Below are 21,312 nucleotides of genomic sequence, written 5' to 3'. Positions count from 1 at the left end.
TTGTAATCCATTTGCATTATAGCTGCATGATGAACGACAATCACATACTTATAGTTGAGGACGACCTTACGTTTGCCATGATGTTGCGGACCTGGCTCGCCAAGAAAGGGTTTCATGTCGATACGGTGAGCCGTGTCAGCGATGCAGTCAAACTGTTGTCCGGTGACGATGGCGGCACTGTCGGTCTGGTACTGTCAGACATGCGTCTGCCCGACCGTGACGGCATTTTTCTGCTTCAATGGCTTCGTAAATGCAACCGTGCGGTGCCGTTCATCATGATGACAAGCTATGCCGAGGTACAGAATGCCGTGTTGGCTATGAAGTCCGGGGCAAGCGATTATATAGCCAAGCCCGTGCAGCCGGATGTGTTGTTGCAGAAGATAAACGATGCGCTGGCCGGAGGCGGTTGTGATGTTGCCGTTGCAGCGCATGAAAGACCGGTAATGCCAAAGCAAGGCAAGACCGTTGTTCCGGCGGAAGATACGGATTCGTCTGCGTCTTCAGGTTCAGCCGCCCCTCCCCGTTATCTTCGCGGCACGAGCGAGGCTGCCCGTCAGCTTTACGGCTATGTGGACCTTGTGGCTCCCACACCGATGTCAGTGCTCATATTGGGCGCCAGCGGCACGGGCAAGGAGTATGTGGCCCGAAGCATACACGTACAGAGCCGTCGTGCCGGTCGTCCGTTTGTAGCCATGGATTGCGGAGCCATACCGCGTGACGTGGCCGCTTCAGAGTTTTTCGGCCATGTGAAGGGGGCTTTTACCGGTGCAGTGGCCGACAAGCGTGGAGCGTTTGTCGAGGCCGATGGCGGCACCTTGTTTCTTGACGAGGTTGGCAATCTTAGCTACGATGTGCAGGTGCAGCTGTTGCGTGCCATACAGGAACACCGTGTGCGGCCTGTTGGTTCGGCTCGCGAGGTAGAGGTTGATTTCCGGTTAGTGTGTGCCACCAACGAAAATCTGGCCGAGGCCGTGGCCCGTGGCACTTTCCGTGAAGATCTGTACCACCGTATCAATGAATTTTCCATAGTGATGCCCGAGTTGAAAGACCGTGGCGCCGACCTGTTTCTATTTGCCGATCTCTTTCTTCGTCAGGCCAATCATGAGCTTGACCGCGATATTGTCGGTTTCGACGCCAAGGCCTCCGAGATGATTGCATCATACAGCTGGCCCGGTAATCTGCGCGAGCTTAAGAATGTGGTGAAGCGTGCCGTATTGCTTGCACGTTCCGGATATATCACAGCTGCCGACTTGGCTCCGTCGCTTTCTCCAGCCGGCATACTCCATATATTGCCCTTGCGCGATGACGGCGACGAAAAGAGCAGAATTGTGGCTGCCCTGCGCTCTACAGGAGGCAATAAGAGCCGTGCCGCGCAGTTGCTTGGCATCGACCGGAAGACACTGTACAATAAGATTGAAAAATATGGTATAACACAATGATGAAGGTGTGCCGGTTTGTTATATCTATGCCCTGCCACAGTCGCAATAATCGTAAGTCCACACTGTCTCTACACATTCTATTGTGGAAAAAATCCACACCTTTCCACACTATTCTACACGTAGTCTTATATCTCTGATTTTTATATACTGCTGTCTGTCAGAGTGTTATGTTATATAATACGTTTCTGGCACGCCTATTGCACTTTATATTGCAGAAAGACTTATTGATTTATTAATTAAAAAAAGAAGGAGAAAAGATTATGAAAAAGTTTTCAGTAATGGCAGTTATTGCCTTGGCAATGGTATCGGTTAGTGGTGTATTTGCAAACGGCGGACAGAATACAGCAAATGTGAACAATATCATAATGAACGACACTGTGGATGTTCAGGTTCCTGACACCAGCGCTTCCGATAAGGCTGCATCCGATTCGGTGGTTTGCGGAAAGACAACCTGTGACAAGGCTGCTGCCTGCGACTCTGTGGCTTGTGATTCCGCCGCTGTCGCAAAATAATAATAACATTTGGCGTTAGTATGTATCTATTATAAACATGTCTAAGATTCAGTAGACGGGGGAGTGTGTCGTGACGGCATGCTTCTCCTTTTTTTATTTCTTGTTAAATGATTTTGTGATTTTCCGCCGAATAGTGCAGATGTCAGATATATTGTTTATCTTTGCCGCGTAAATTCAAATAAACGGTATTGAATCATGAATACACGGTTGGTGTCAGAGACATTTGTTGTCCTGTCATTAGTTTTGTTGCCATATTTCTCCAGGCCTTGCGCAGCCCGTGAGCCGGATGGCAGCGCAGCCAATATAGGCATCGGAGTAAACCGCCGTACTGCCGACTCGTTGCTGTTCAGCAGTTTTAATGTCGGTCTGTTTGCCAATGTCGATACACTGCGCGGCATGCAACTGTCGTTGTTCACCGGAGCGTCCCGACGTGAAATGCGTGGTGCCAACGTGTCGGCCCTGGCCGCCTTGAGTCATGGCCGTGCCTACGGAGTGCAGTTGGCCGGTCTGCTTAACGCCGGCAGTGGCGACATGCGTGGCGTTCAGATAGCCGGTGTGGCCAATGTCGCGTCGCGTTTCAACGGTGTCCAGTTGGCCGGTCTTACCAATGCCTGTACCACTCCCATGCGCGGTATTCAGCTGAGTGCCGTCACCAATATCTCGATGGGAGTGAAGCGCGGTGTGCAGTTGGCCGGAGCCGCCAATGTGTGCTCGTCGTATATGCGTGGCGTGCAAATGGCGGCATACAATTACGCCGACACTCTCAACGGTTCGCAGATAGGTCTGTTCAACGTTTGTATGAGTCATCCGCGCGGCATCCAGGTGGGGCTTATCAACTATAGCCGTGACACCATTGCCCATAAAATCGGTCTGGTCAATGTCAATCCCAAGACCCGCATCGACATGATGGTCTATGCAGGTTCGTCCGTCAAGCTCAACTTGGCAGTGCGGTTCCGCAACCGCAGTACATACAGCATCATCGGTTTCGGTTCGCACTATATGGGTTTTGATGAAGACTTTTCCGGAGCTGTATTCTATCGTGTCGGCCAGTATTTCAATCTGTCGAAGCGTCTCACGGTGAGCGGTGACATCGGTTACTATCATGTCGAGACCTTTGCGCGCAACTCCGCTGACAAGCCCGATCGTCTTTACTCGTTGCAGGGCCGCGTCAATCTGGACTACCAGTGGCACATCCTCGGTGCCTTTGTAACGGTGGGATATGGCGATACACGCTATTATCATCATTCGCGAAGATACCGTGAGCGACTGATAGCCGAGGCCGGGCTGACATTCCGTCTGCCTTCGGAGAACAGGTGACATATAACCAAAAACAAGAAAATGAAAATGTCTGACATCATCATTTACACTATATATTGCCGCCACAGCCGTACATACAGCCTTTCCGGATGGTGTGGCGCGTTTGCTGTTGTCCTCTTCTTGCTCATCGTGTTGCAGCATCCCTGCCGCGCCGCAGCCGTCGACACGCTCTCCACAGCGTCCGCAAGCGGGCCCACAGCGTCCGAGACAGACAGCATGGCGGCACACTATCTGCGCATGGTGGTTGACATGCCGGCCGACGAAGAGTGCAGTCTCCCTGTCGTTACAATGCCATTGGCCGACACCGAGGTCAACCGTTCGGTGAAGCATCCGTGGATAGCCGCCGCTGAGGTGGTGGGCATCAATGCCTTTGTGCTTGCTTTCGACCGTTTTGCGCTTGACGCCGAGTTTGCAAAGATTTCTCCCCGTACCGTGCGTCACAACATAAAGACAGGATTCGTGTGGGACAACGACCAGTTTTCCACCAATCTGTTTGCCCATCCGTATCACGGCGGACTTTATTTCAACGCGGCACGCAGCAACGGCATGAACTTCTGGGAGTCGGTTCCATATGCTTTTGGCGGCAGCCTGATGTGGGAGACAGTGTGCGAGACGGAGCCGCCGGCCATCAACGATCTCGTGGCAACGACAGTGGGCGGTGTTTGTCTGGGAGAAATCACCTACCGCATCAGCGACCTCATCTATGACGACAGCAAGAGCGGTCCGGCCCGTTTCTGGCGTGAGTTGCTCGGCACGGTGGTGTGCCCCATGCGCGGGCTCAACCGCATTGTCAGTGGCGAGGCTTGGAAGGTGAGGCACACCGGCGGCAAGTATCACGATTACGACCGGCTGCCCGTGGGGCTGGCCGTGTCTGCGGGTTATCGTTATCTGGCCGACAACAACGCGCTGTTTCGCGGAGAGACAAATCCGTATGTGAACGTCGGACTCAGCTATGGCGATCCGTTCGACGAGTCGGTAAACCGGCCTTACGACTATTTCACGGCCGATGTGACTTTGGGGCTCAGCTCCAACCAGCCTATCATCAGCGGCATACACCTGCTTGGACAACTGTGGAGCGCTCCGGTGTATTCTTCGAACGGCATGCAGGCCGAATTCGGGTTCTTCCAACACTTCAACTATTACGATTCGCAGCCCGTAAAGGACGGCAGCAGCGAGGTGCCGTTCCGCATATCCGAAGCTGCGGCGGTGGGACCGGGCATCATTTACAAGTTTCCCGGTGTGGGCAATCTCACACGTCTTGAGCAGCGCATTTTTGTCAGCGGCATATTACTCGGCGGTTCGCTCAGCGACTACTATAACGTGATTGACCGCGACTATAACATGGGCAGCGGCTACAGTGCCAAGGTACACACGATGATGGAGTTCGGGCGTTACGGACGCTTCTTCATCAATGCCGACCTTTACAATATATATACATGGAAGGGATATGAAGACGAGGACCTCGCCACCACAGACCCGCTCTACCTCAATGCCCAGGGCGACAAGGGCAGTGCCCAGCTGCTTGTGGTCAATCCGCGTCTGCAACTGTCGGTGTCGGACAGACTGTGTCTCGACCTGTCGGCCTCTTACTATATCCGAAGCACTCGCTATTCGTATCATGACGACGTGTCGGCACGAACGTTTACCGTGCGTCTCGGACTGGCATATAAGATGTAGCGGGGAGCCCCCTGTAATCCCCCAAAGGGGGATATTGAGCGCACAGGATAAACCTTTGTTCGCAGTTTGTAGGCAAATGCCGCGCAAGTAGAGTAGGGACAAAGTGAAGGTGGTGAGGCACAGGCATCGTTATAGGGTGGATTTATTACGAATTGTCTTTACATTAACAATAGTTAAAAGGCAACAGGACCGCCATTTCCGCATTACGATGCGAAAATGGCGGTTTTTCGGATAAAATAGGAGACGCTGATAATCAGATAGTTACGCGGGTGAGGTTGCAAAAGGACCGTGTAAGAAAAGCAGAGAGGCCCTCCCGAGGTTGCCGCGGCGGCCTCCCGGCTCTTCAACGAGGCCGCCGCGGGAAGACAACGAGGCCGTAACGGCAACCTCGGGAGGCCCTTACGGCAAGAAAACCATGCCCGAAAGGCATGTAAAGAAAGCAGAGAGGGCCTCTCGGCTTTTCTGGTTTGGAAAAAAACGGAAGCGTTTTTTTCGGAATAATCTTTATATTTGCTGATTTTGTTTATGATATAAAAAATGTCGGGTAAATGATTATGATGTGATGGATTTTTATTACTTTTGCCATGCAGAAACTATAAATAACGGTATTTTGTGGATATATGAAGTTTAGAAGTGTAATAATAATCTTTGCCATTCTTACATCATGTACGGGACACAACAGGATGAGGGCGTTGCTCGATACGGCCGATTCGCTCGTTGACATCCGGCCGGACTCGGCATTGGCTATGCTCGACCGTCATGAATCGGTAGCCGACAGTATGCCTACAGGTATGCAGATGCGCTACCGGCTGCTTAGGGCAAAGGCGATGAATCGGGCTTTCGTGCCGTTCACTACCGACACCGTGATGAAAGACGTGACAACATGGTACGATCGTCACGGCAACATTCACGAACGCATGATGGCTTACTATCTGCTGGGCTGTGTGTATCGCGACATGGGCGATGCTCCCACTGCACTGGTTCAATACAACAAGGCTGTAGAGCTGGCAGACACAACTGCTGACGACTGCGACTGGCACACGCTGTGCCATATACACGGGCAGAGGGCTGAGCTGTTTCACAAAATGGCTTCACCTGAATACGAATTGGAAGAATGGAAGCAGACAGCCGCTAAGGCATGGCGAGCCAAAGACACAATAATGGCATTGAGGGCATACGAATTGCAAGCCGATACGTATTATATGATGTATTGTGCCGATTCGGTTGTGAGCATAACTGAAAGTGTTGTGGAATTATACAACCGATATGGGCGTAGAGACCTGGCTGCCGGTGCTCTGCCTTCTGTGATATACGTTTATCTGAATCAACGGAAATTTGATGCAGCCAAGAAAAGCATGGATTACTTTGAGCAATATTCCGGTTTCTTTGATTCGGGCGGTAATATCATATCCGGAAAAGAGTCGTATTATGGGACGAAAGCAAGATACTATCGGGCCATAGGCAAGAGTGATTCGGCATTTGTTTATCTTAAAAAACTTTTGATGTTTGAAAAAAATATAACTTGTGCAGAGATTGCATACAGGGAACTGATGGGGTATTATGCCAACCAGCATCAAACGGATTCTGTGGTCAAGTATTCTCAGTTGTATTGTCATATAAACGATTCTGCCGCAATAATACGGTCGGCAGAAGAGATAAACAGAGCACAGGTATTGTACAACTATAATCGTGCGCAGCAGATGATGATTGCGAAGACGAATGAGGTTGACAATTACAGAATAATGCTTGTGGCGGTAGGTCTCGGTATAATCATTATTATTGTTACATCTTACAGGCTCTATTCCGTAAAAAGGCAAAAACAGAAGCTGAAATTGGTTGAGGAAAACCAAAAGTTCTGCGACTTGTTGAGCAAATACGAAAGTGCATCAGAGGATATGATGAGAGCAATGCAAGGATTTGAACGGTATAAGAAAGAAAAGGAAGACGAACTGAAAAGAATACGCAAGTCGATAGCCACATATCAGGAAACGATGGTGCATGATGATGATTCGGACATGGAGCGGGCGATGGAAAACAACGAAATGGTGAAGCGTCTTCATAAACTCGCCATGAAAAACGGACGTGTCACAATAAAGGAAATGAATGCTATGGTTACGTTCGTAGAAAACGCCTTTCCTGAATTTTATGCCAGGATAATCAATGTAGATGACAAACTGACCGAGAGAGAAATCATAATCTGTATCATGATTCGCCTGTATCTTATACCGTCAGAAATATCGGTACTGCTCGATATATCCGGCCAGAATCTGACCAACATAAGGAGCAAAATTAACCGGAAACTGTTTGGAAATGACGGTACAAAAAAGCTTGACTACAATCTGAGACAGCTCTTTTAACGAGAAGTGTAAAAAGTGTATTATATCTGTAAATAGTTGATATAGCGTAATTTATAAAGATGATAAAACCGCGGCGTGTAAAAAATGTATTAGAAATATTGCCGATAAAAGTTTTCTTTTCATAACTTTGAGTAGAAATCAAAACAGTAAAGTTATGACAAGAAAACAACTATTAGCCGCGGGCATCATCATGATGACAGCAACACTTGGATATGCAGCCAAGAATAACGATGGAGAAATAACAAGAAACACCATTGGCATAACAAATAATCCTTGCTATATCCGTATAGATTTGCAAGTAAGGTATGACGACCCTAAAAATATAAAGAACGGTATCGGCAGATCTTCTGTACGTATTCCTGCTATATACATAGATGGTCATACACTGTATCTCGATGGTAATACTTTTGAAGAAATACAATTGGTTGGCATGGACGAAAACGGGAACGAAAGCATTGTCTATTCGTCTGTTATTCCAGCCGGGGCAGAGACAGTGGACATTCCGACCGGTTTCACTGGAGTATATGAGATACGGTTCGTACGTGCAGGATATTGTTTTTATGGAGAAGTAATGATATAAAATGTATATTTATAATCCATACTTCAAATTATCGAATAAAACTATAGAAACCAGTGTATAAATTAACAATAATATTATGAAACGACTTTTTTTGATATTTGTATTAGGAATGCCTATAGTGGCAAATTTTGCAGGGACTATTGGTAAGCGCTCTGATAGAAAAATTATAGAAATAAGTAAAATAATTAAACTTTCATCAATGCAAGAGAATGCTATACGTAAGGCGTATGATGAATATAATGAAAAAGTTGATTCTGCATTATATAAAGTACAAAATGCAGTTGAAGCATCCAAAATAAAGTATTATGCAAGTAAAGAGTTTAACAAAGTTTTAATGTCAATCTTAACAGAGAAGCAGCGTAATACATACATTCAAATCACATCGACACCTGAAATTGAAGCTAAAACACAATATAAGATTATGTTGCTTAAGGAAAGTAATGAATATTCAGATCTTGAATTAAACAAAATGAAAAAAGAAATTTATAGTTATTTAATGGCTGAAAAATTAGTATATGTTCGTGATAAATATGATATCAAAAAGCAAAAAGAAAATATTAGCAGATTAAAGAATGTTCGTCCACAATCTTTACGTGAAAGCGAAATACGTGAAAAGCAAAAGGCGCAAGGCAAAATAGTAAATGGTAAAATCAATTGGTAATACATATATGTTAAATAATATGATTTATAAAATAGTTATATTCTGCTTGATGTCATTATGTTTGATAAGAGCGAATGCACAGTCTGAATCAATATCTAAGGATGTTACACCCATAGATACGTTAGGTATAAATGTTTTATTGAATACAGCTAAGCAATATAAATACGGTATAAATACTGATGTGAATATAAAAAAAGCGATTCGAATATATAAGTATCTTGTACGTAAGGGTAATACTGATGCAATGACGGAATTAGGTAAGATGTTTATTGATGGTGATGGAGTTGAACAAAACTATAAAAGAGCTTATTTTCTTCTTAAAAGAGCCGCTCAATCTAATAATGTCAGAGCAATGTGTGTTATTGCAAAAATGTACCAGTTTGGATTGGGGGTAAAGCAAAATTACGAAAAAGCATATTTGTATTATTTTGATGCTATGCAACACGGAAGTCCTGAGGGGTTTTATGGATTAGGGTATCTTACATATAAAGGATTGGGAACAAAACAAAATTATGAAAAAGCGGAAATTTATTTGCGTAAAGGTTCGGAAAAGGGGCATTCGGGTTGTGATTTCCTTTTAGGCTCATATTATGCAAATGGTATGAATGGTACCCCTAATTATGAAAAAGCTCAAAAACATTATAATATGGCTGTAAAAAGAGGACATAATTGGACTATAGATCTAACACAGTATAATACCTTGGATTCAATAAAATCAAAAAACCAAAGTAGACAAAAAATGATTGTTGGGCAGAATTTAAAAGAATTAATTCAAAAAAAAGCTCAAGATAAAACAATGACTACCACAGATCTACATTCTTTAGCAGGTAGATGGACTGGTACTATATATACTTATGATTGGTCTTATCGCAAAATTTTTGATCAAGAACCAATAACTCTATTATTCACCGGAGATGGAATATTTGGTACAATGAAATGGATAAACAATGACACTGTTAGTACTATATTTACACCTGATATTCAAGAAAATAATTATTTTAAGATGTCAAAATTACACAAAAATTATCAACAAAAAAAATGGGTAGTAACTAAGGCTTCATTTTATGTTGATTCAGACAATAAATTGTATATACCGATTAGTACAATAAAATTCAATAATAAAGAACCTCGTAAGCCTGCTATAGCAGTTTTACATCGTGATGTTATTTCGGTACCATCGCAATCATTAAAAATTGTAGGAATAACTCCATTACCTGTAAAAGATACATCAATGACCATCAAACTTTATGCAGAAAATGATGATATCGTAACTATCAGTATATATAATATGGCGAGTATAAAAATAGCTGATTATGGGAGCATAAAAATAAAAAAAGGCATAAATGAATTAACAATTAATGCTACAATTGCACAGGGAAAATATCTTCTCAAAATTGTAGGTAATAAAGGATTAGTAACAACAGTTTTTACGCATTTATAATTTTTTGGCATATGAAGAATTGCAAATTTATAATATTATTTCTATCTTTGTTTTATAGCATCAATGCCTTAGCATGTTTTGATGAAGATGATGATTGGCGAGATGACGATTTCTTATGGGGAGGAGAATTGCCAGAATATATTGTCACACCAGATGATGATGATTTTTGGAGTGATGACTTTTGGAATAATGATGATGATTGGGACGAAGATGACGATTGGAGCGAAGATGATGATTGGGACGAAGATGACGATTGGAATGATTATTATGATGACATTGGATATTCGTCTTATAGTCCAGATAGTGATGATAAGAATTATAAAGAGTACACACCAAATGTTAAAGACAAATTTATCGACATGGAGCTTAAAACGAAATGGGAAAGACAAGAAAAAGGAACCAAAACCTGTGTTGTAACAGCAATGGAGTATGTGGCAAAAATACTAGGTTTGGATATCCATCGAAATTTTTATATTTATGAATATAATCAATATATAAATCCTCATAGGGATGTGAATAAAGATGGTATAGCACCATTTGAAATAGAAATTTTCATAAATAAAGAGTTTTATGCAGATAAGATATTTTACCAGTCAGAATTAATGGATGCTATCAACTCTGACAATCCAATATTATCAATAATCGATGGCAGCTCCGAAAAATTAACCACAGAACTTCATGAAATAGTAATCATTGGAAGTACAGAAGATGGGAATTATTACATTTATATAGATCCAATGGATGGTAATTATAAAACCATATCTTATTTCAAGATACAAGGTCCAAATTTCAGAATAAATTCATCAAAGCACTAAGTATGGAACATAAAAATATGAAAACAATGAGACTGACCGTTAGCTTCGTTTTGTATATTCTGTTGCTTCATGCAAATGTGTCATGTGGTAACGATGCAAAGGGCAGGGCAATAGCATCATGCGACAATGTAGACACGGTTAATCCGAGATGTTCCATCGACAGTCTTAAAGGCACATTTTGGGAAACGGCAAACCCGAGCAACACAATAATATCGCGGATGTACTTCACAGATACGACTGTCGTGACCGTAAGGATATTTAAAGATTTCGATGATTCGTATATAATAGAAGACAGGTATTATCTGTCGGACGACAGCCGTACGGTGTTTGACTCATCACAAGTGGGCAAAGGGACCAAAGGCGAGTATATAAACATGGAAACGGGGTCGTCAGGGATGATGGTATGGAAGATTGCTGGTATATCGGATAGCGAGATGCGCCTGCTGCTGCAACCTGAAAACGACGTCACTGTAGGCGGCCGTGACACAGCCGTGTACCGAAGAATAGCCGGCAGTCCGTATGACGACACGGCGGTCAAGAGCAATACCGACGTTTTGAGCGGCACGTGCTGGACTGCAAGTTCTTCCGATGGCAGAATAGTAACGACGAAATGCTTTACCGATACCACCATAACAACAGTGGTGACGTATAACGACGGCAATGGCACACGAACGGCAAAGGAAGAATACTATATGTCGATACATAAACCAATCAGATACGAGGAGCACAAAGTTGGTACTCATACCGGGGGTGACTATATAGTAAGGCGGGTGACGGGTGATAATGTTCTTGCGTCGAAAATAATAAGCATCTCTTCTACAGAGATGATAGTAGTGTCGTTTCCTGACAAGAATCAGACGATAGGGTACTGCAAAGCAGATACCATGAGATACAAGAGACAGTGAATTTCATAAAATACTATAACCAATGAAAACATATAAATCTAAGGTAGACAGCCGGATTGTGCTGATTGTCGTTGTGGTGATGGTTGTATCGACTGTTCCATGTATGTTTGTTCCGGGTGCGGTGTGGCCTGTGCTTGCGGTTGATATGGTTGTCGGGCTGATATTCGCGGATATGGTTTTCAATACCGAATACATCATCGACGGACAGATGCTTAGAGTGAAGTGCGGCATGTTGGCGAAAGACCGATGTGACATAATGTCCGTCATAGCCATACGTCCTACGCATAATCTTGCAAGTTCACCGGCGATGTCGTTGGACAGAATTGAGATAATGCTCAAGGGCAGAAGCATCATAATCTCGCCAAAGGACAAGGAGGGTTTTGTAAACGATATGTGTAAGGTGAATCCCGATATAAAGGTACTTGGATAATGTAGACCCTGCTTTCAAGGTTGAAATGTAAACAAGAAGGAAAACCAAACCGATGGGTATGAAAACAAAAACAGTCTGCATGTTGACGATATGTTTCTTCATGTTGTCATGTGCTAAGAAGGTCGATGAAGCAGATGGCAAGGAAATCTATGTGAAAAAGACGTCAAAAGAGTGCAAACTGAATGATTTGTATTCGGACTTTGAGATACTGACCTTGAAGACAGGAGACGAAGGCGTGTTCCGTGGCATCAACAAACTGATGATTCACGATGGCTGCTATTATATATTGGACAAGACGGGTAAAAGGCGCGTTCTTGTTTTTGATGCCGATGGAAAATACAAGCACTCGATAGGCAATGCAGGAAAAGGCAAAGGTGAATATGTAAACATTGAAGATTTCACGATTGACAAGGAAAACCGCAGGGTTGTGATATTGGCATACCCGTCAACTGTGTATGTGTATAATCTTGACGGCAGTTTTGTGCAGTCAAAGAAGATAGAGAAAAACACGATGTTGTGGAATATTGCGAGCTATGCCAACGGTTTTATATGCTCTACAAACCACATGACATATACAGAAGGAAAGCATGCGTTCCTGTTCTACTTCTTTGACAAGGACTTCGGATTCACGGACAAGCAGATACCTGTTCTTCCCAGGCAGATGCAGATACCGCCATTGGTTTCGAACGTATTCAATGAGACAGATGGTGGAGAATACATATACTTTGATGTGTATGATTCGAGTGTCTATACTATAAATGCCGACGGGCGTATTTCGGTGTCAAAGAAAAAACTGGTGTTGGACAACTACATGCCTTATGAAAAATTTGCCAATACGTCGGAGTTTATGTCCGAACAATCGAAATATGATTATTTCTTCAGGGCGGTATATGCCGACGGGCAGTTGCACAGCTATTTTGCAAGCAAGAACAGACTTTATGGAATGGTGACCGATTTGAAGTCCAACAGTGTTGAAGCGTTCCGGTATGTAGGTTGGATGCCTGATTTGCTATATCAGAAGGACGGCGTGATATATTCATCGGTAAGTGTGCGTCAGGTAATGGAAAACAGGGAACTGTTCGGTCAGAATCAGATAGACTCAATTAGAAATCAGTCAAACGATTTGATTCTTAAATTCAGATGCAAGGCAAGGGATTGAGCAGTAAGTGTGATGTAAGCAAACTGACTGCATTCATTGCATCATAGTCATAAGATGTTGGCTGTGATATATGAATGATAGATTAGGTAATCAAAAGTGGAACTAATCGGTTTTTGCCGGTTGGTTCCTTTTTGTATGTTCTCCATACGGACGTTTGCAGTGAAAAGAAAGGCGGGCAGGGCATTTTTTACTTCATTTCGCCCGTGTGGCGCTATTTTTTTCACTGTAAATCAATCTATTATGCGTAAAAATAAGTATCTTTGCGCTGTTTAACAAGGATAAATAATGAAAATAGCTTTAATAGGCTACGGCAAGATGGGCAGGATGATTGAGCAGATAGCCCGCGGCCGCGGCCATGAAATAGTGAGCATCATAGATGTAGACAACCAGCAGGACTTCGACAGTCCGGAGTTTGCCTCGGCCGATGTGGCCATCGAGTTCACCGCGCCCCATGTGGCTTACGGCAACTATCTGAAGGCTTTCGCGCGCGGCGTGAAGGTGGTGAGCGGCTCGACGGGATGGATGAAAGACCATGGCGACGACGTGCGCCGTATGTGTACGGAGGAGGGTCACACGCTGTTTTGGGCGTCGAACTTCTCGGTGGGCGTGGCCATATTCTCGGCCGTCAACCGCTATCTGGCGCGTATAATGAATGGCTTCACGCAGTATGACGTGGAGATGGAAGAGGTGCACCATGTGCACAAGCTCGACCATCCCAGCGGCACGGCCATCACTCTGGCCGAGCAGATAACCGACGCCATAGACCGCAAGCAGAAGTGGACGCTCGGACGGCTCACGCAGCCTGACGGCACCACTACGGTGGAGCACACGCCGCAGGCCGATGAGATAGGTATAAGCAGCGTGCGCCGCGGCGAGGTGCCCGGCATACACACCGTAAGGTATGACAGCGATGCCGACAGCATCACCATCACTCACGACGCCCATTCGCGTCGGGGATTTGCGCTCGGGGCAGTGCTCGCAGCCGAATATACGGCCACGCACAGCGGGTTGCTGACGATAGATGATATGTTTAAGTTTTAATGAGCCCCTCCTGTCCTCCCCAAAGGGGGGAGGTAAAGAGTGAAGGGTTAAATCATTATGTATAGAATTGCAGGCTCAGCATCCCCCTTTGGGGGGATTATAGGGGGCCAAAATAAAGAAAGAAATGAAAAAACAATGGTTTAAGTTCGTCGTAGTGACATTGCTCTATCTGGCTTTCCTTCTGTGGGTGAAGAGCTGGTGGGGACTTATCGTAGTGCCGTTCATATACGACGTGTATATCACAAAGAAGATAAAGTGGCAGTGGTGGAAAGACTCGCCCAACTCTTTATTGCGCGGCGTTATGTCGTGGGTGGATGCTTGCGTGTTTGCTCTCGTGGCCGTATATTTCATCAATCTGTTCTTTTTTCAGAACTATGTCATACCTTCGAGTTCGCTCGAAAAGTCGTTGCTCACAGGCGATTACCTCTTTGTGAGCAAGATGAGTTACGGGCCGCGCGTGCCGCAGACACCGCTTACCGTTCCTCTCACACAGCATACGCTGCCTGTGCTGGACTGCAAGTCGTACATAGAATGGCCGCAATGGGACTACCGCCGTGTGAAAGGGCTGGGCAAGGTGCAGCTCAACGATATCGTGGTATTCAACTATCCCGCCGGCGATACGCTCTGCATGGCGCAGCAGTATCAGGCGCAGGACTTCTACAGAATGTGCTATATGTCGGGTTATCAGGTTTTCTATAACAATCGCGGCTATCTGCCCGTGCCCGACTCGCTCACGGCTATGGAACGTCTTAAGTTTTATAGTGAGGTGGAGAAAATGGGGCGCGAGTATATCGCGGCAAATACAGCCGAATTCGGTGAGATAGCGACACGCCCCGTAGACCGGCGCGAGAACTATGTGAAACGATGCGTGGGACTGCCCGGACAGACGCTTGAGATACGCGACCGCATAGTGTATCTCGACGGTAAGGCAAACAAAGAGCCTGACAATGTGCAATATACTTATTATGTAAAATTGCGCCAGCATCTTCCGGACGATCTGATGGAAGAGCTTGGAATATCTTCCGAAGATATTTTCTCGCTGAATACCAATGGCTTTATGCCTCTGACAAAGCGGGCTTTGGACGTGTTCCTTCAGCGCAAGGACCTTGTGGAAAGCGTGGAGCCGGTGACCGATGCCGAGGATGTGGATATATATCCGCTCAACGGCAACATGCATTGGACGCGCGACAATTACGGTCCGATATGGATTCCGCAGAAAGGAAAGAGCATAAGGCTCACACTTGACAACATTGCCGTTTACGAGCGTCCCATCCGTGTGTATGAAGGCAACGACCTTGAGATACGCGACGGACGGATATACATCAACGGCAAGGAAACATCGGAATATACATTCCGTCTGGACTATTACTGGATGATGGGCGACAACCGTCACAACTCGGCCGACTCGCGTTATTGGGGCTTCGTGCCCGAAGACCATATCGTGGGCAAGCCGATATTCATCTGGTGGTCGAAGGATCCTGACCGCGGAGTGAGATGGAACCGGCTGTTCCGTTTCGTAGACAATATCAAGTAAAGAAACGGAAAATGAGATGAAAGCCTCGGTAAAGTTCATATTGGCACTGACAGTCGCAGCATTGCTGATGCTTGCTTTCCGTGCTTTGGCTTTCACTCTATATGTCGTGAACGGTGACGGGCTGGCGCCCGAACTGCAAGGCGGTGACCGTGTGCTGGTGAACCGCTGGAGCTACGGGCTGCGCACTGGTAGTCGCGACGGACTGTTCCGCTACGGACGGATATGTCGCAGTGATGTGGAGCGGGGGGATATCGTGGCGTTTGACAGTCCGGTGGATTCGGTTGGCGGTGTGTTCGTATGTCGGTGTGGTGCGCTGCCCGGCGACACAATCCGTGTGAACGGTGACCTGATTCTCGTTCCGGGGTTGTCCACTTGTGCCGATGAAAACTATTACTGGATGGAGTCCATCGGCAGCGGCAATGCCATCGACAGCCGTTTCTTCGGCCTTGTGCCAGAGAGCAGCATCATCGGCCGCGTGTGCATGGTGGTGTACGGCCACGACGATACGAAGCCGTTCTACACCGGATATAGGAAAGGGAGGATGATGTAGGGCCCTCCAGCCCCCCCCTCGAAAAGGAGGAACCGGCTGTACAGGGTAAACCAATCTGTCGGTGGCTTTTTTGTAGACTGACCTGTAGAAATTTTCTTTATGTATAAATAAACCCTTTCTCCTTTCATTGGGGAGATTGAGGCAGAACATTATCCCATTCTCCCCCCCCCCCTTGGGGAGGCCGGGTGGGGCCAAGTATCAAAATGCAAGCATTACTTTCCACAACATATTTCGGTCCGATACAATGGTATCAGAAACTCTGCAGTTATGGCTCGGTCATGATTGAGCGGCACGAGAGTTTTATGAAACAGACATACCGCAACCGTTGCATAATAGCTGCAACAAACGGTTTGCAGACGCTTACGGTGCCGGTGGTGCGTGAGGGGACATATATCAGGGATATCCGCATCAGCGACCATGCCAATTGGCGTCATCAGCATTGGCATGCGCTGATGAGCGCTTACAGCGAATCACCTTTCTTCGAGTATTATGCCGACGACATACGGCCTTTCTTCGAGCGCCGTTGGACGTATCTGTACGATTTCAACATGGATATCTGCCTGAAGATGTGCGAACTGCTTGATATCCGTCCCGATATAAGGCATACGGAAGATTATGTCAAGCCGGCCGCAGTCGCAATGTTAAACGAAAGTGACGGAACCGGAGGCGGAAGCCTTGTCGACTTTCGTGATGCCATCAATCCCAAGCATCCCCACCATGATCCCGGTTTTTCCCCGCGCCGCTATTATCAGGTGTACGAGCGCAAACACGGTTTTCAGCCCAATCTCAGCATCCTTGACTTGCTCTTCAATATGGGGCCGGAGGGGATATTCTATATAAAATAAGGGGCTGTATCAATATGATACTGCACTCCAAAAGTCTTGTGTCTAACTTTTGGGGTGCAGTTCACTTTGTGAAACACTTATATTTTGACACAGACTCTTATTTCATAAATACGAGTTGAGGTTATATCACTTTATATCTGATGCTCCCTTTCGTTTTGTTTCCTTTAACGGTCATGACGATGCGGTACATCTTTTCGCCCCATACTCCCTTCAGATGGGCGTCGAGCATTGGCGATATGTCCTCTATGCTGACGCTGAGCTGTTTCGGATCGTAGGCGATGCGTCGTCCGCCGTTAAGAGCTATCGTTCCGTCACACAATATGTCGGGGCGGGTCACTGTCATGAGCGTAAGAGCCGTTGTGCCGCGATGTTCGCGCAGTGTGTAGTTCTCGGTCACTTCCACACCTTTTGACGATGCTTTTACGGAGCGTGTCCATTCTGTTACTTCGGCGCTGTCGGGGTAGCATCCGGCAAGGTCCATGCTTAGCGAGCCTCGGGTGTAGGATATGTTTCTTGCGGCATACTTCTTTCCGTCTTTCTGTCCCGTGCAGTTTATCATCGGCAGATTGTGATATTGCGACTGCATGGTCCATATGCCGTAGCGTCCGTTGCTGAATGTCTGTGCCGTGTAGCTGCCCACACCGGGGTCTATGAGCAGCGGTTCGCCGTCGGTGTATACGATGAAACTGCCCACATCGTTGTGGTTGTGGCTCTCACCGTTGTGTCCTCCTTTCGTTGCCACGAAAAGTCCGCCTCGTCGTGCCGTCATTATTTGCAGATCGGGCAGCCATACATCAGCCGTGGCCGGTTCGGCAGGTGTCTCACGGAGCATACTGTTTATGTTGCCCAGCATCATTAGTTCGCGGCCGAGTGTGGGCCAGTTGCCGCTACGGTCGTAGATTGTCGCTGCGCGTTCGGTGATACGTGCCTTTTGGGCGGTGTAGGCTGCAAAGGACGTCATTGTGCGGTCTCCGAGGTACAGGCCGAAGGGGTATACCACGTTCACCTGCTGCATGTTGCGGTTGTTGTGCGCGTCGGCGAAGTTGACATAATATCCGTTGCCTATGTACATTTTATAGATATAGCTGCCCATAGCCTTTATCTTTTGTTCGTGGCTCATGTCCACCGTTCCGCCGGTGGCCGCACGCAGCAGGGCAAGACATTCGTATAGCGACGCGGCGGCACGGTCCCAGTAGCCGGGGCCTTCGTCGCATCCTCCGTCTTCGGGGTAGGCGTCAATAAAGGCGTCAAGGGCATGTATTATCTGACCGATGCCTTCGGCACGGCGTTTGTCGTCATGTTCGCAGAAGAGTATGCACGTCAGCCAGTTGGAGGCTATCCACGGGTTCCAGTTCATACCGGCCCGTTTCCACCAATAGTTGTTCTTTACTGCCGGGTCCAGTATGCGGCGTGCAATCTCGCTGTCAATGCGTTTGCGCAGCAGTGGTGAGAAGCTGTCCAACCGTTCTTCCAGCACGTATGATATCCATGCCACCATGCCTGCGGTCTCGGCGTTGAACAGGTCTACGTTCTGGTCTTCCGCACGTTGCATCTTTGTGCCGTAGTGGGCCGGCAGTCCCCACCATGTCTCTTCGAGTGTGCTCTGCAGTCCGTTCACAATATCGGGCATAAAGCGTCCTTTGCCTTCCATCACCTCGGCCATCACCAACGCTACCAACTGCCGGCGTTTGTTGAAACACAATGTTTCGTATCCGGTGCGGTTGCCGTCAGTCTTGAACCGTGCGAACTCCGTGGCCGGCAGCGAAGACCATGGCCTGTCAATATATCGCTCCCCGTGTTCTATGTAATTGCGGCGCATGCTTTCGGGCACCGAGTCGCGCCAGAATGCATCTCCTGCTTTCGGTACGGGGTTGAACTCTTCCGTGCGTTCCACTGCTGCGGCAATCGTACCGGCAGGATATTTTGATGTGATGAGCTGCTTGCTTGTCTGCGCGGTCATACCTATGGTTATCGCCGTGAGAATCATTACATTGAATATTCTTTTCATCTGTGGATTGTGTTTTGTCAGTTCCTATTTGTATTCTGATGTTTTTGTAATCCGCTGATTATCAGCGAGTATATCTGTGTCGTTTCCATTTCTCGTTTCCATTTCTCATTTCTTGTAGTGTTCTATTCTGATTTTGGAAATGATAATTACGGTTCCTTAACCAAACTGTATCTTACCCATCTGTTTGCTCCTACTTCCTTTACGATATTCTCACTGGTCAATGATTTCATTTGGGCAAGAATTTTCTTATACGGAATCTCATTTCCTATTCTTTGGTGAATATCTTTCAATGGCGCACAGGTGTAAATCTTAAGGTCTTCTACAATCAGTTCCTTGATGCGATAATCCTCAATCCTTTTCAGTGATGTCTTTCCTTTATAATAGCTTTGCTTAAGTACGGAACTGCTTATACGATATTCCTTGGCTCTGTGTGCACCGACAGCCTTGACTATGTCGTATTCGAGTAGTGGGTCGAGCCATGGCGAAAGAGCATCACGGTCTTTAAGATTGAGTATCTGTATCAGATTGGTTGCCGATATGCTTTCGTGTTGGGCGATAAGTCCAAGACAAATTATCTGTTTCTGTTTGAGGTCGGCTTTCTGCATGGCTCCGCGGATTACCTTGATGGCTTCTTTGCTGATGATACGACGTTCTACAATGGCAGTGACAGAATCGCTGCTTTCCAAAACCTGAGGGACTTGTTTCCCGTTGGTGAGCTGTATCTCATACATCTTGTCATATCCAGAACCTTCACGTTCCATCAGTTTCAATGCGTAGCAGAGATATGCGAAGTGTTCGTTTCTTTTTACTGTTTTATGAAGGATATTCTTTGGGGTTACTCCCAATGGCAGAGTGCCAGGGTTGATTACTTCGATGCGGTTGGGATGGATGTTTATGAATATATCTCCTGCCATTGTATAAGGGCGGTGTACCAAGGCGTTGCATACCAGCTCACGAATCACATCCTTGTCGTAAGCCGGTATCTCCTTGCGGAACAACCCTTCGCTGATTTCGTTCGTTTCACGCCAGTCGGGTATTTCCGTCCATACATTCTCGATTATTTCTTCAGGCGTCATGGAGAAATCATCCCACAGATATTTTCTTACTTTCTCTCCGTTCTCATCATATTTGATGCATTGCACAACAGGAGCGTTCATCAGTCGTCCCCTTTGCGATTGTGTTCCTATGAACAACACACCGAGATTGGTCATACGGTCTGACTCCTCCTCTGTCAGGAAGTAATAGTCGAGCAATTCCTTTTTGTGTTTCTGTTTGACGAATGGACTTACCCTTTCAGATGAGTTGAGTTTGTATATCAGCGATTGCAATTTTTCGGGGTCTGCATCCTTCCAACTCCATTTTGACGGTTGGTCTTCCCAACGGAAATATCCTTTTTCGGCAGCCAGTCTTGTTATGTTATCTCCTGTGATAGGGGTACTGTTATCGGCTATACGTAGAAAATACTTGCCTGATGCGGTGGATGCTACGGTATGGCCGCGCGAAATGTGCAGACGGATGTATTGGCCTCCATTCTGATGGACAAGCGTTTCGGCAAAAACGGTTACGTTTATAGTCTTGCCGTTTATTTTGTTTGTCAATGTTACCGGCAGGTCTTCGTCTATAGTCTGTTCTGCAGGAGGTTCGTCAGAGTGGTCTTCTATGCCATAATCTATTATGCCGCCTTGTGCGTTGCTGAAAGCGACACAATCTTTTGCAACCTCGTTCCAGTCCGGATTCTTTCCGGTTATTTCACGGATGGATTTCTTATCGTATAAACTATTCTCTTTCATCTTACACTCTTTGTTGGCATGTGATGCAAATTTATCTTTTTTATTTGAAGTATCAAAATATGAAAGATAAATTTTCTTCATCTCATGGTTTTCTTTCTCATCTCGTTGCCATCAAGTGTCCAAATGGCTTTATTACAGCATTGTTTGACTGTTTTTTCATTCTTTTTCAATTATTATATTTATCTTTGCAATGGATAAATGCCACATTGACAATACTAATCAGATGTTGCGTAAGGTTAGCATTATCCCCA

General features: G+C 46.1%; 18 protein-coding genes. 16 read left to right on the top strand and 2 right to left on the bottom strand.

The features are described 5' to 3' along the window. Positions 1-26: 26 nt before the first annotated feature. The 16 genes from HPS55_RS06195 to HPS55_RS06120 all read left to right on the top strand — a co-directional run bounded on the left by HPS55_RS06195 (position 27) and on the right by HPS55_RS06120 (position 17,263). Positions 27-1,439, top strand: a complete 1,413-nt coding sequence (locus HPS55_RS06195) for a sigma-54-dependent transcriptional regulator (RefSeq protein WP_253945778.1) — start codon at positions 27-29, stop codon at positions 1,437-1,439. 260 nt (positions 1,440-1,699) lie between these two features. Next, entirely contained in the window at positions 1,700-1,951 is a 252-nt protein-coding gene (locus HPS55_RS06190; protein ID WP_172174670.1) for a hypothetical protein, read from the top strand. Positions 1,952-2,146: 195 nt separating this feature from the next. Next, on the top strand, positions 2,147-3,268 hold the full coding sequence (locus HPS55_RS06185; RefSeq protein ID WP_172174673.1) for a hypothetical protein: 1,122 nt from the start codon (positions 2,147-2,149) through the stop codon (positions 3,266-3,268). Between the two features lie 21 nt (positions 3,269-3,289). Further along, positions 3,290-4,945 carry a DUF3943 domain-containing protein gene (locus HPS55_RS06180; RefSeq protein ID WP_253945779.1) on the top strand — a complete coding sequence of 552 codons (1,656 nt, stop codon included), beginning with the start codon at positions 3,290-3,292 and terminating at the stop codon, positions 4,943-4,945. A 620-nt stretch (positions 4,946-5,565) separates the two neighbouring features. Continuing rightward, the gene (locus HPS55_RS06175; RefSeq protein WP_172174676.1) at positions 5,566-7,302 is read left to right on the top strand and encodes a hypothetical protein; all 1,737 of its coding nucleotides are present in this window, start codon (positions 5,566-5,568) and stop codon (positions 7,300-7,302) included. Positions 7,303-7,456: 154 nt separating this feature from the next. Continuing rightward, on the top strand, positions 7,457-7,882 hold the full coding sequence (locus HPS55_RS06170) for a hypothetical protein (RefSeq protein WP_172174679.1): 426 nt from the start codon (positions 7,457-7,459) through the stop codon (positions 7,880-7,882). 76 nt (positions 7,883-7,958) lie between these two features. Beyond that, positions 7,959-8,543, top strand: coding sequence for a hypothetical protein (locus HPS55_RS06165; RefSeq protein ID WP_172174682.1), 585 nt, complete (start codon positions 7,959-7,961; stop codon positions 8,541-8,543). 19 nt (positions 8,544-8,562) lie between these two features. Then, entirely contained in the window at positions 8,563-9,984 is a 1,422-nt protein-coding gene (locus tag HPS55_RS06160) for a tetratricopeptide repeat protein (RefSeq protein WP_172174684.1), read from the top strand. Between the two features lie 11 nt (positions 9,985-9,995). Beyond that, positions 9,996-10,799: a C39 family peptidase gene (locus HPS55_RS06155; protein WP_172174687.1), complete on the top strand. Its 804-nt coding sequence runs from the start codon at positions 9,996-9,998 to the stop codon at positions 10,797-10,799. A 17-nt stretch (positions 10,800-10,816) separates the two neighbouring features. Further along, positions 10,817-11,704 (top strand): hypothetical protein, encoded by an 888-nt coding sequence (locus HPS55_RS06150; RefSeq protein WP_172174690.1) that lies wholly within the window; start codon positions 10,817-10,819, stop codon positions 11,702-11,704. 22 nt (positions 11,705-11,726) lie between these two features. Continuing rightward, positions 11,727-12,134, top strand: a complete 408-nt coding sequence (locus tag HPS55_RS06145) for a PH domain-containing protein (protein ID WP_172174693.1) — start codon at positions 11,727-11,729, stop codon at positions 12,132-12,134. A 58-nt stretch (positions 12,135-12,192) separates the two neighbouring features. Beyond that, the gene (locus HPS55_RS06140) at positions 12,193-13,293 is read left to right on the top strand and encodes a 6-bladed beta-propeller (RefSeq protein ID WP_172174696.1); all 1,101 of its coding nucleotides are present in this window, start codon (positions 12,193-12,195) and stop codon (positions 13,291-13,293) included. A gap of 285 nt (positions 13,294-13,578) precedes the next feature. Beyond that, complete coding sequence (gene dapB, locus HPS55_RS06135; protein ID WP_172174699.1) at positions 13,579-14,334, top strand: 4-hydroxy-tetrahydrodipicolinate reductase; 756 nt, start codon at positions 13,579-13,581, stop codon at positions 14,332-14,334. A 124-nt stretch (positions 14,335-14,458) separates the two neighbouring features. Continuing rightward, positions 14,459-15,868 carry a signal peptidase I gene (gene lepB, locus HPS55_RS06130; RefSeq protein ID WP_172174702.1) on the top strand — a complete coding sequence of 470 codons (1,410 nt, stop codon included), beginning with the start codon at positions 14,459-14,461 and terminating at the stop codon, positions 15,866-15,868. A gap of 16 nt (positions 15,869-15,884) precedes the next feature. After that, the gene (gene lepB, locus HPS55_RS06125) at positions 15,885-16,418 is read left to right on the top strand and encodes a signal peptidase I (RefSeq protein WP_172174705.1); all 534 of its coding nucleotides are present in this window, start codon (positions 15,885-15,887) and stop codon (positions 16,416-16,418) included. A gap of 203 nt (positions 16,419-16,621) precedes the next feature. Further along, the gene (locus HPS55_RS06120; RefSeq protein ID WP_172174708.1) at positions 16,622-17,263 is read left to right on the top strand and encodes a WbqC family protein; all 642 of its coding nucleotides are present in this window, start codon (positions 16,622-16,624) and stop codon (positions 17,261-17,263) included. A 121-nt stretch (positions 17,264-17,384) separates the two neighbouring features. On the opposite strand, the gene HPS55_RS06115 is transcribed toward HPS55_RS06120, so the two are convergent. Both HPS55_RS06115 and HPS55_RS06110 read right to left on the bottom strand, forming a co-directional pair. Continuing rightward, complete coding sequence (locus tag HPS55_RS06115; protein WP_253945780.1) at positions 17,385-19,271, bottom strand: heparinase II/III domain-containing protein; 1,887 nt, start codon at positions 19,269-19,271, stop codon at positions 17,385-17,387. Positions 19,272-19,417: 146 nt separating this feature from the next. Continuing rightward, positions 19,418-21,061 (bottom strand): ATP-binding protein, encoded by a 1,644-nt coding sequence (locus HPS55_RS06110; protein ID WP_172174711.1) that lies wholly within the window; start codon positions 21,059-21,061, stop codon positions 19,418-19,420. Between the last annotated feature and the right edge of the window lie 251 nt (positions 21,062-21,312).

Source organism: Xylanibacter rodentium (genome assembly GCF_013166575.1).
GTDB classification, from domain to species: domain Bacteria; phylum Bacteroidota; class Bacteroidia; order Bacteroidales; family Bacteroidaceae; genus Prevotella; species Prevotella rodentium.
The sequence above is the reverse complement of the archived record's forward strand: the minus strand, read 5'-3'. Positions and strand labels throughout refer to the sequence as shown.